This is a genomic window from Paenibacillus sp. FSL M7-0802 (assembly GCF_038004945.1).
Classification (GTDB): domain Bacteria; phylum Bacillota; class Bacilli; order Paenibacillales; family Paenibacillaceae; genus Paenibacillus; species Paenibacillus polymyxa_B.
Genome location: NZ_JBBOSD010000001.1, coordinates 3902114 through 3912500 on the forward strand (window position 1 = coordinate 3902114; position 10387 = coordinate 3912500).

12 protein-coding genes (1 of these 12 only partly in view) are annotated in these 10387 nt (G+C 46.0%); all 12 read left to right on the forward strand.

Annotated elements, in window-relative coordinates; genetic code table 11:
* Positions 1-2: 2 nt before the first annotated feature.
* Positions 3-632, forward strand: coding sequence for an MBL fold metallo-hydrolase (locus MHB54_RS17880; protein ID WP_023990259.1), 630 nt, complete (start codon positions 3-5; stop codon positions 630-632).
* Positions 633-875: 243 nt separating this feature from the next.
* Positions 876-1085: a hypothetical protein gene (locus MHB54_RS17885; protein ID WP_023990258.1), complete on the forward strand. Its 210-nt coding sequence runs from the start codon at positions 876-878 to the stop codon at positions 1083-1085.
* 81 nt (positions 1086-1166) lie between these two features.
* Positions 1167-1556, forward strand: a complete 390-nt coding sequence (locus MHB54_RS17890) for a hypothetical protein (RefSeq protein ID WP_013311911.1) — start codon at positions 1167-1169, stop codon at positions 1554-1556.
* A 368-nt stretch (positions 1557-1924) separates the two neighbouring features.
* The gene (gatC, locus tag MHB54_RS17895) at positions 1925-2212 is read left to right on the forward strand and encodes an Asp-tRNA(Asn)/Glu-tRNA(Gln) amidotransferase subunit GatC (RefSeq protein ID WP_013311910.1); all 288 of its coding nucleotides are present in this window, start codon (positions 1925-1927) and stop codon (positions 2210-2212) included.
* Positions 2213-2239: 27 nt separating this feature from the next.
* Positions 2240-3697, forward strand: coding sequence for an Asp-tRNA(Asn)/Glu-tRNA(Gln) amidotransferase subunit GatA (gene gatA, locus MHB54_RS17900; RefSeq protein WP_023990257.1), 1458 nt, complete (start codon positions 2240-2242; stop codon positions 3695-3697).
* A gap of 26 nt (positions 3698-3723) precedes the next feature.
* A complete protein-coding gene (gene gatB, locus MHB54_RS17905) occupies positions 3724-5169 on the forward strand; it encodes an Asp-tRNA(Asn)/Glu-tRNA(Gln) amidotransferase subunit GatB (protein ID WP_013311908.1) in 1446 nt (481 codons plus the stop codon).
* Between the two features lie 130 nt (positions 5170-5299).
* Positions 5300-5761 (forward strand): GNAT family N-acetyltransferase, encoded by a 462-nt coding sequence (locus tag MHB54_RS17910; RefSeq protein ID WP_028541861.1) that lies wholly within the window; start codon positions 5300-5302, stop codon positions 5759-5761.
* Between the two features lie 98 nt (positions 5762-5859).
* A complete protein-coding gene (locus tag MHB54_RS17915) occupies positions 5860-6573 on the forward strand; it encodes an MgtC/SapB family protein (protein WP_028541862.1) in 714 nt (237 codons plus the stop codon).
* A gap of 82 nt (positions 6574-6655) precedes the next feature.
* On the forward strand, positions 6656-7309 hold the full coding sequence (locus tag MHB54_RS17920; RefSeq protein WP_075154735.1) for a hypothetical protein: 654 nt from the start codon (positions 6656-6658) through the stop codon (positions 7307-7309).
* 7 nt (positions 7310-7316) lie between these two features.
* A complete protein-coding gene (locus tag MHB54_RS17925; protein ID WP_028541863.1) occupies positions 7317-8720 on the forward strand; it encodes a DUF4097 family beta strand repeat-containing protein in 1404 nt (467 codons plus the stop codon).
* 108 nt (positions 8721-8828) lie between these two features.
* The gene (locus MHB54_RS17930) at positions 8829-9260 is read left to right on the forward strand and encodes a Fur family transcriptional regulator (RefSeq protein ID WP_013311903.1); all 432 of its coding nucleotides are present in this window, start codon (positions 8829-8831) and stop codon (positions 9258-9260) included.
* 185 nt (positions 9261-9445) lie between these two features.
* Positions 9446-10387: the 5' portion of a glycosyl hydrolase family 18 protein gene (locus MHB54_RS17935; RefSeq protein WP_023990252.1), read on the forward strand. It continues 777 nt past the right edge of the window; the window shows 942 of its 1719 coding nt (coding positions 1-942); it begins with the start codon at positions 9446-9448; the stop codon falls past the right edge of the window.

The following is a 10387-nucleotide window of genomic DNA, read 5'->3' on the forward strand; positions in this document are numbered from 1 at the left end:
TTATGACGTTATCTATTCGCAGCTTTAATCTCGGTCCTCTCCAAACAAATGCTTATTTGCTTCAAGGGGATGATCCGCAGCGCGCCGTTATTATTGATCCGGGGATGAATCCGGGTCCTTTGCTCAGAGCTATTGAGCCACTGACCATTGAAGCTATCCTGCTGACTCATGCCCATTTTGACCATATCGGTGGAGTAGAGGAGATTCGCAATACCAAAGGCTGCCCGGTTTATCTGCACGCCTTGGAGCAAGACTGGCTCACATCTCCTAAGCTGAATGGTTCCTTGATGTGGCCAGAGGCATCCCCTCCGATCTCGACGGAACCTGCCGAATATGATTTGGCAGAAGGTCAGCAATTGAACCTGATCGGGCACACGTTCCGGGTTTTCCATACACCGGGCCATTCACCCGGAAGTGTCAGCTTTTTGTGCGGCAAAGATCTTTTTTCCGGGGATGTGCTATTTCGTCAGGGCGTCGGACGCACGGATCTGACGGGTGGTCGGGAACGGGATCTATACGATTCTATTCAGAACAAATTGTTTCCGCTCGGAGATGACGTTACAGTCTATTCCGGTCACGGTCCCAAAACGTCCATCGGTTATGAGAAAGCTAATAATCCGTATATCCGGTAAATGTGATGAACGTTTTCAGTAGGGGCAAAATCAAAGGTGTGACAGGTTTTGCCCCATTTCGACAACAAATTATAAATTATGTATAGACAAAGGTTTTTATTTTTGTTAACATAAATTTATTAAAGTTACATACTAAACTCGCGAAGCACGCAAGCTGTGGATGAATCCCGGTTTGCGTTCTTTTTTTTGCCCATTAAGAGGATAAAGAGGCATGAGGCCGTCAGATCACAAGGGGGAGCAAGAATGAAAAGAAAACATATATTTGGGGTACAACGTGAGATTGGAGGTAGTTTCCGTGTTCCCAATATAATAGATATTGAAGATTCTGTGGTAGGTTCCGAGCCGAAGATCATGACTTGGAAAAAGGTGAAACGACGGAGCGGAATCCCTTCACAAAACTGGCATGTGAGGCTGAATGAACACAGGTTGGGACGTGGAGACGGTCGATTATGAAGATACATAGATGATATAGACAAGCTACTTTTTTTTTAGTAGACTTAGCAGATAAGTTCAGACAAACGGGGGGGGCTAACGATGCATCATTTAGGAGCTAGAATTATGATCGTCGCGGATGCTTTTGAGCAGAATCTTCCTGTGGGCGAACATGGTTATATCATTGCTTACGACCGTAATGCGGACAATGCTTTTGACTATGTCATTCGCGTACCGAAGGTGAACCGCAACTTTTTTGTACCATCCGGGGACATCGAGCTGGAAGAGAGTATTCTCAAGCTGGAAGCCGAGCGGATTGAGCGTGAAGCGCTGATAGATTACGCCCTTGCTACTCATAATGAGAAACTGTTCAAGCATGTAATGAACGGTGGTCTTGATTCGGTAGAGACTGAAGAGGAAGAAGAAACCGCGGCAGAGTTGTTGTCACAGGCTGATTTTATCAGACAAGTCAATTTGCGTGCTTGGATATAGGAGTCGGCTACTGCCGACTCTTTTTAAAAATATATAATGGGCACAATCTCAGCTCCTATAGTTTTCTCGAAAGAGCACCGAGAGGTGCTTTTTTTATATCCTTTTAGCAACATTTACCTCATTGATGTACAGTTTGCTTCTGTACCGCGTCAAAGATTGAATTGTAAAGGGTTCTATCCTATAATTAAAAACGTTATTTCGAAGTTCGGTGCAGCATTTTTTAATATTAGGATTTTGCAAAATTCAATTCCAGTCGCTCCGAAGTGCAATATATAGATGAACTAAACCATTTTGATCTATATCTTGCTCATTGGAAGCCGCCTATAGAATTTTTTGCAAAATCCTCATATACATGAGGAGGGTTTTGTATGAACATTTCCACGGAAGATGTCCGTCACGTAGCCAAGCTGTCCAGGTTGAATCTGACCGCGGCTGAGGAAGAAACGATGACAGGACAATTAAACGCCATTCTCCATTATGCGGAGAAGCTGAATGAGCTGGATACGGAGCAGGTAAAACCGACCACTCATGTGCTGCACGTCAGCAATGTCATGCGAGACGACGAAGTTCGCGAAAGTTTGACACATGAGCAAGTGATGCGCAATGCACCTGAAGAAGAAGACGGACAGTTTAAGGTTCCTGCTGTTCTGGAATAGATCTCATATTTGAAAGGAGGATGCAAATTGAGCTTGTTCAATAACACATTGCCCGAGATACATAACAAGCTGCATCAAAAGGAAATTTCCGTGAGTGATCTGGTGGGACACGCTCTGGAGACGATTGGTGCGCGGGAAGACAAGATCAGAGCTTATATTACCGTTGACGAGGAACAGGCCCGTGCATCCGCACGTCAGCTGGATGATCAGCTGATTTCCGGAGAGGAAAGAGGGCTGTTGTTTGGCTTGCCGGTTGGTATTAAGGATAATATCGTGACAGAGGGGCTGCGTACAACATGTGGCAGTCAGTTTTTGAAAAATTTTGATCCCGTTTACGATGCCACAGTTGTTAGCAAGTTACGCGCAGCGCAAACCGTGACACTCGGTAAAATGAACATGGACGAATTCGCCATGGGCGGCTCTAACGAGAACTCCAGCTTTTTCCCTGCACGTAACCCTTGGGATTTAGAACGTGTTCCCGGCGGTTCCAGTGGCGGCTCAGCTGCGGCTGTTGCAGCGGGTGAGGCTTATTTCACACTCGGTTCGGATACAGGTGGTTCCATTCGCCAGCCTGCTTCTTACTGCGGTGTAGTTGGCCTGAAACCAACCTATGGTCTAGTATCCCGTTTTGGACTGGTGGCTTTTGCCTCCTCTTTAGACCAAATTGGACCCATTACTAAAAATGTTCAGGATTCAGCCTATGTCCTACAAGCCATTGCAGGTTATGACCAGAAGGACTCCACTTCTGCGAAGGTAGACATTCCTGATTATTTGAACGCTTTAACCGGGGATGTAAAAGGACTTCGTATCGCTGTGCCTAAAGAGTATCTTGGTGAGGGCGTCGATCCTCAGGTCAAGGAAAAGGTGCTGGATGCACTGAAAACGCTGGAAGGACTGGGTGCTGTTTGGGAAGAAGTGTCTCTCCCTCACACAGAATATGCGGTAGCTACATATTACCTGCTGGCTTCATCCGAAGCGTCATCCAATCTGGCCCGTTTTGACGGCGTGCGCTATGGTGTGCGTTCTGACAATCCGGACAACCTGCTTGATCTATACCATCAGTCCCGTACGCAGGGGTTTGGTCCCGAGGTGAAGCGTCGGATTATGCTGGGTACCTATGCACTCAGCTCCGGGTACTACGATGCCTATTATTTGAAAGCTCAAAAAGTGCGCACACTGATTAAACAGGATTTTGATCGTGTATTTGAACAATATGATGTGATTATCGGACCTACTGCACCGACAACTGCTTTCAAAATCGGCTCGCAAGTGGACGATCCATTAACAATGTATTTGAACGATATTTTGACGATTCCGGTAAGCTTGGCTGGTGTGCCAGCCATCAGCATTCCGTGTGGTCTTGCGGATGGAATGCCAGTCGGACTACAAATTATCGGAAAAGCCTTTGACGAGTCTTCCGTGCTACGCGTAGCTCATGCTTTTGAACAAAATACCGAATTTCACAAGCAGCGTCCGCAGCTGTAATTTGCCAAAAAGGAGGGAACCTATTCATGTCTACAACTACATCCAAATATGAGACGGTCATCGGACTTGAAGTGCACGTGGAATTGCATACGAAGTCTAAAATATTCTGTGGATGCTCGACATCCTTCGGAGCACCACCCAACTCTCATACATGTCCGGTCTGTCTCGGTCATCCAGGGGTGCTGCCGGTATTGAACCGTCAGGCCGTTGATTATGCGATGAAAGCAGCAATGGCGCTGAATTGCACCATTGCTGATGTGAGCAAGTTTGACCGCAAGAACTATTTTTACCCCGACTCACCTAAGGCTTACCAAATCTCACAATACGATCAACCCATTGGCGAAAATGGCTGGATTGATATTGAAGTGAATGGTGAGACAAAGCGTATCGGTATTACCCGACTGCATCTGGAAGAAGACGCAGGCAAATTAACACATGTTGATGGTGGCTACGCATCTTTGGTCGATTTTAACCGGGTCGGCACACCATTGGTCGAGATCGTTTCGGAGCCGGAAATATCTTCGCCGGAAGAAGCCAAGGCCTATCTGGAAAAAATACGTGCCATTATGCAGTATTGTGACGTATCCGATGTGAAGATGGAGGAAGGATCACTTCGCTGCGACGCGAATATCAGCCTTCGTCCGCATGGACAAAAAGAGCTGGGAACTAAAGCGGAACTGAAAAACATGAACTCCTTCCGTGGCGTACAGCGCGGACTGGAATATGAACAGTTCCGCCAGGAGCAGACGCTGGACGAAGGCGGAACGATTGTACAGGAGACACGTCGTTGGGATGAAGCGCAAGGTAAAACTTTATCCATGCGTGGTAAGGAACAGGCCCATGACTATCGTTATTTCCCAGACCCGGATCTCGTTACACTGCATATAGATGAGGAATGGAAAGAACGCATTCGTGCTTCGATTCCTGAATTGCCTGACCAGCGTAAAGCACGCTACACTTCGGAATATGGATTACCTGAGTATGATGCCCAGGTGATTACGTCCTCCAAGCCATTGGCCGATTTGTTCGAGGATAGCCTTCAATTCACCAAGGATGCCAAAGCAGTATCCAACTGGATTATGGGGGATTTACTCGGTTATTTGAACAGTGCCGGTGTGGAGCTGTCGCAGGTTAAATTGACCGGACGGGGCTTGGGTGAAATGATCGGACTGCTGGAGAAGGGAACGATCAATAGCAAAATCGCTAAAACGGTCTTCAAGGAAATGCTGGAAAGTGATAAACTGCCACAGCAAATTGTTGAAGAAAAAGGGCTTGTACAAATCAGTGATGAGGGTGCAATCCTGACGATTGTCGAACAAGTTGTAGCAGCTAACCCGCAATCGGTCGAAGATTACAAAGCTGGCAAGCAAAAGGCCATCGGCTTCCTAGTCGGTCAAGTGATGAAGGAGAGCAAGGGGAAGGCAAACCCTGGTCTTGCTAATAAGTTGCTGACGGAAGTGCTGAACCGCTAATGGCATAGATTTGACAGGGGCTTGTCTTTTAGGGACAGGCCCCTTTTGCATAGACGCTGAGAACGGTTGGCGCGAACAAGCTTTAGAATCCTGATGGCATTTTATGAGTTTCCTTAGGAGGGAAAACAGCATGGTTACCCTATGTTCATTGGAAGATGATGATATCGTCAGTCAGATATGGCGTCTACAGCACGTTGCCTATAGGTTGGAAGCTGAGCTGATTGGGTTTGATGAGATTCCTCCACTGATGGATACATTGGATACGCTGAAAAGCTGTGGAGAGTCTTTTTATGGGTGGCTGGAGGACGGTGAATTGCTAGGAGCACTGGCTGTGCAGTCTGAGTCGCCCGATTCGCTTACCCTTACACGTATGATGGTTCACCCGGATCATTTTCGTAAAGGCATTGCGGACTCTTTAATGAAGCATGTTTTGAGTGAATATCAAAATATCCCGTTGTTTATCGTCTCTACAGGAACCTTAAATACTCCTGCGGTGACATTATATCGAAAACATGGCTTTCGCCCCGTATCTGCGGCCGAGGTCGCCCCAGGCGTGGAATTAACCACCTACCATCTGCATAAGGTGGAATAGCATTGAGATATCATTAAATTGGCATTAAAAATGCACATAAGCCCACAAACCGCGCACCCGGAGTGGGAAGCACGACATAACCGGGAGGAGAGACTCGAATGAATAATCCGTGGATTATAGACGATTCACATATCATTTTACGGCTTTTACTGTCCATGCTTCTCGGTGGATTCATTGGTTTTGAACGCGAACGTTCCAATCACGCAGCTGGTTTGAGGACTCATATTATGGTCAGTCTTGGTTCGACGCTGATTATGCTACTCTCCATTTACGGCTTTGCCGATTTCATTAAAGAAGTTAATGTACGCATAGATCCCGCTCGTTTGGCTACGGCTGTGATCACTGGCGTAGGCTTTTTGGGTGCAGGGACGATTATGTTCACAGGTAAATCCATTACCGGACTAACGACTGCGGCTTCCATTTGGGTCGTGGCTGCTATTGGCCTTGGGGTGGGAGCAGGCTTTTATTTCCCGTCTATAGCGGCGACAGTGCTCGTATTTTTAAATTTATGGGTGTTTAACAAAGTTGAACTTCGGTATATGCGTGGACGCAAGCGTCATCTTATTACATTGTACGGATTGTCCTCTCACGGACTGCTGGAGCAGATTTCGACTTATTTAGAGCAAGAAAAAGTGGAAATACGTAAAATAATGATTAAAGAACATGAAAATGTCCCATTTCACGAATTACACCCAGATCGGCAGAGTATGGAAGTTTCCCTAGAGGTGCTGGCCCGTCATGATTTTAATCCCGTACGTATTGCAGCTGATTTACGACAATGGGAAGATATAGCTGCTGTCTCCGTCGAGTAATAGTCTCCCTTTTTTTAACAGTTACTCTTAAATCCGATTGGGGTACTATGTAAGCATCGAAGTATTTTCAGCGGAGCCACGCATGGGATTCAAAGGGGAGGATGGCATGAACTCGGAACAACCGTTACCGTCTGGAGAGACTGGACAGCTACAAGCGTCGGAACAGCGGGAACAGCCCAGACAGGGGAAACGTCTAAAATACGCTAAATTTCGCAAAGTGATTGCTATTATCATGGCGGCATTGTTACCCGGACTGGGACATCTTTTTTTAGGACTGTTTATTAGGGGGCTTAGTTTTATTGTATTGCTCCTGCTAGATATTTTTGCGATGTTGTATGTTTCCTCTGACGGCTTGAGGATCAACATTCCATTACTTATTTTGCTTGGATTGTTCATACCCGTTTTATATTTTTATAATGTATATGATGTCTTACAGTCAGCAGATTACATGGTTCGTTATCGGCGTAAGCCAGATCGTTATGCACGAATGGATGCTAGAGGCCAGCAAAGTAGTCCTTTTTATTCATGGGAGAGAGGCTTTGCTTTTGCTGTGCTAATGGTGGCAGGCGGTGGACTTATGATTTTGTTTCGCATGAAACCTCGCTGGTTGAGTAATTTCTTTGAGGATTATGGATTCCTTACGCTGGCCATTTTATTAATGATGATCGGTTTATTCCTTTTTCTAAGGGAAGCCTTTCTGAACTTTAAGCGTAAAAAGTTGAAAGAAAGAGGGTGAAGCTGGCGTGCACCGCAAAATAAGAGTCGGGCGCTACACCTCTTCGCTTCTGTTGATGGCTGTAGGCATTTTGCTTATTGTAGATGTGTTTCAAAATACTGAATATATGCTTCAGCTCCTCGTTTGGTGGCCCGTAATCTTTGTGCTTTGGGGACTGGAGTATCTGATTTTTTTTGCCATGTACTATCGGAAAGAAGGCAAGTCTGACAACGGAAGGCGATTCAGACCTGACCTAAAGGGGATTCTGTCCGCTTTGGTAGTGGCAGCCTCGGTTTTTATCGTGACCCAGCAAAATCATTATATGTATCTGTGGAACCGGGTCAGTCTCAATCTGACGTCAGCCTCTATGGATTTTAGCCAGGCTAAAGAGAATCGGTATGATATGGGTGGTATGCTGGTACCTGTAACTATGCAGACGTCCGATTTAGTAGTTGATTCGGTTAATGGTGATGTAACACTGATCAGACGGCCTGTGTCCAATATAGAGGTACGAGGTACTCTGTGGGTGGATCAAGCGCCTGCTGCCGAAGCGGACAAGATTGCTCAAGCTTCTTCACTGACTTCTACCGACGGCAAGACTATCCAGATTCGTCCGGAGGCAAAGTCGTACGGAGCATCAAGCAAACGTCAGCCTCGTGTGAACATGCTGATCACCGTGCCGGAGGACCGGCGGTTCAATGTGCAGATTAGAACCTCCAACGGGAATATTTCCTTGAATGGAGTTGATGCAATTGACAGCATTCGGCTTGAGAGCGGTAATGGAAATCTCACTGTTAATGACGCTATCGGCAATGTCAAGGGAGGCACGCTGAACGGTCAGGTTAAATTGCATCGGATTTCTGGAGATGTGGATGTGCGCACGAACCGTGGCGACATGCAAGCAGGCGATATTGAAGGAGCTGTGACACTGCACACCATGGTAGGTGATATTCAACTCGCTCGTTCGGAAGGGGACATCACCGTAGATACTCAGAATGGTGACATGAATGTGCTGAATTCTACAGCCAAGCTGAATGCAAATTCGCTTAATGGCTCTATCAAAGTGCATAGCGAGCAGATAGGCGGAGATTGGAAAATATACAGTGCTGTCGGTGATATCGTATTGGATCTTCCGTCGAATGGAGATTTTCAGTTAGAGGGTTCAAGCAGTTATGGTAATCTTCAATCCGATTTTCCATTTAAAATAGACAGTAAAAGTATTTCAGGCCAAAACGGGACAGGCAAGTATGCGATCAACGTAGAGGGCAACAGTAATTTAACCATTAAAAAGTTACTGATGCCGTCGTTACCCGACTTGGATGATTCCGGGGGTACGACTGCGCCCGATACATCTGAAAGCTCTGCGGCTGAACCGGGAGCTTCTGAGACAGATACCTCTATAGGAATATCCGGCGACAATACGGCGCGTTGACAAGAAACTTGAGTAGACCGTACAATGTGAGTAGGTTTAGAAGTGAATTGTAAATAGATGCGTGGTAATTGATAGGATCGTAAGTAAGGGATAAGGCGGTGGACATATATGGCAGCACGCGTCCAGCATGCTTTGGAACTTCTGAAGAAGACAGGTGTACGCATAACACCCCAGCGTCATGCCATATTAAACTATTTAATGGAAACTATGGGGCACCCGACTGCAGATGAAATATATCGAGCGCTTGAGTCCAAGTTTCCAAGTATGAGTGTGGCTACGGTTTATAATAACTTAAAGATGTTTATAGAAGCGGGTATGGTACATGAGTTGACCTATGGAGATAACGCCAGTCGTTATGATGCCAATATTTCGGAGCACTATCACATCATTTGCGAAAAATGCGGAAAGATTGAAGATTTCAGTTATCCGTATTTGGCCGATGTGGAACGCCATGCCGCGTTGGAAACAGGCTTCGAGGTGCATGGACATCGTATGGAGTTACACGGAGTATGCAAAGCTTGTAGTAACAAACAAACGTAACGAAACAAGGAATAGAAGTTTTTTGTGCGGTATGTATATATTGTAATGGATTGGAAACGTGAGGAATTCCCCATAAGCGGGGATTTACCGCGTTTTTTTGTTTAAATCACTTTATTTTTGTTTTAAGTAATCTGTTGAGGTTACAAAATACGGAAATTCAAAGTTCATACAATGGAGGTTCAATATTGGCCAGAAATCATTCCAGACGCCGCCGTAAACGTTCACGATTCAAAGGAGCGGCAAGCCTGCTATTATTTGCAGCGATTATATGTGCAATTACTGTTGTATGGTTTGGTAATCCCCTTCACGAGAAACCCGATTGGCAGGGCAGTGTCCGTCCTATTTTTATGCAGGGAAAGTTGACTGGGTATGAAGCTCAGAGCTCCGGCAAGAACATGCTGATGCCGCTTAAATTGGTGCAAAGTAAAATTGATCCTACGGTTCGCTACGAGGATGACAGCCAAACCGTCATTATGGCGACGAGACAAAACCTGCTCTATATGAAGGTTTCGAAGGCACAAGGGGAACTGAATGGTAAAACATATGCGCTGAGCGCAACCCCTCAGGTAATCAGTGGAGAGGTATATATCCCGATAGAGGCTGTACGTGAAGTATACGGCGTTTCTATACACGAAGACCCTGTGACTGGTGCTGTCATCCTAATGAAGGCTGGAGAGAAGGTCAGGCTGGGGAGTGTAGAAAAGAAGGATGGCCCACAGGATGCTACAATCGCCTTACGTAAAGAAGCCTCTAGCCTATCTTTCATTTTGACAGATATATCTCAGCGGACGAAGGTGCGTATTTGGTCCAAACAGGGAGATTGGTATTTTGTTCAGTTAGACAATGGTTATGCAGGATACATTAAGTCAGACCATGTCGCTGAAGGAGAAGAGCTTGTGATCCCTTCGGTTAAGGACGATTTGTCCATCTCGGAAAAACATTGGGAGGGTAGATTAGTAAACCTCGCTTGGGAAGCTGTCTATAATCGCAAGCCCGATCCTTCCAAGTTTGATCCTATGCCTGGAGTAAATGTGGTGAGCCCTACGTGGTTCAGTGTCGTCGATCATGAAGGTACTGTAGAAAGCAAGGCAGATCCTGCCTATGTCAGCTGGGCACATCGCAAAGGG

Bases quoted from the DNA above. Each gene is read 5' to 3' on its own strand.
- MHB54_RS17880 (WP_023990259.1), top strand. From the start codon at position 3: ATGACGTTATCTATTCGCAGCTTTAATCTCGGTCCTCTCCAAACAAAT.
- MHB54_RS17885 (WP_023990258.1), top strand. From the start codon at position 876: ATGAAAAGAAAACATATATTTGGGGTACAACGTGAGATTGGAGGTAGT.
- MHB54_RS17890 (WP_013311911.1), top strand. From the start codon at position 1,167: ATGCATCATTTAGGAGCTAGAATTATGATCGTCGCGGATGCTTTTGAG.
- gatC (WP_013311910.1), top strand. From the start codon at position 1,925: ATGAACATTTCCACGGAAGATGTCCGTCACGTAGCCAAGCTGTCCAGG.
- gatB (WP_013311908.1), top strand. From the start codon at position 3,724: ATGTCTACAACTACATCCAAATATGAGACGGTCATCGGACTTGAAGTG.
- MHB54_RS17910 (WP_028541861.1), top strand. From the start codon at position 5,300: ATGGTTACCCTATGTTCATTGGAAGATGATGATATCGTCAGTCAGATA.
- MHB54_RS17915 (WP_028541862.1), top strand. From the start codon at position 5,860: ATGAATAATCCGTGGATTATAGACGATTCACATATCATTTTACGGCTT.
- MHB54_RS17920 (WP_075154735.1), top strand. From the start codon at position 6,656: ATGGGATTCAAAGGGGAGGATGGCATGAACTCGGAACAACCGTTACCG.
- MHB54_RS17930 (WP_013311903.1), top strand. From the start codon at position 8,829: ATGGCAGCACGCGTCCAGCATGCTTTGGAACTTCTGAAGAAGACAGGT.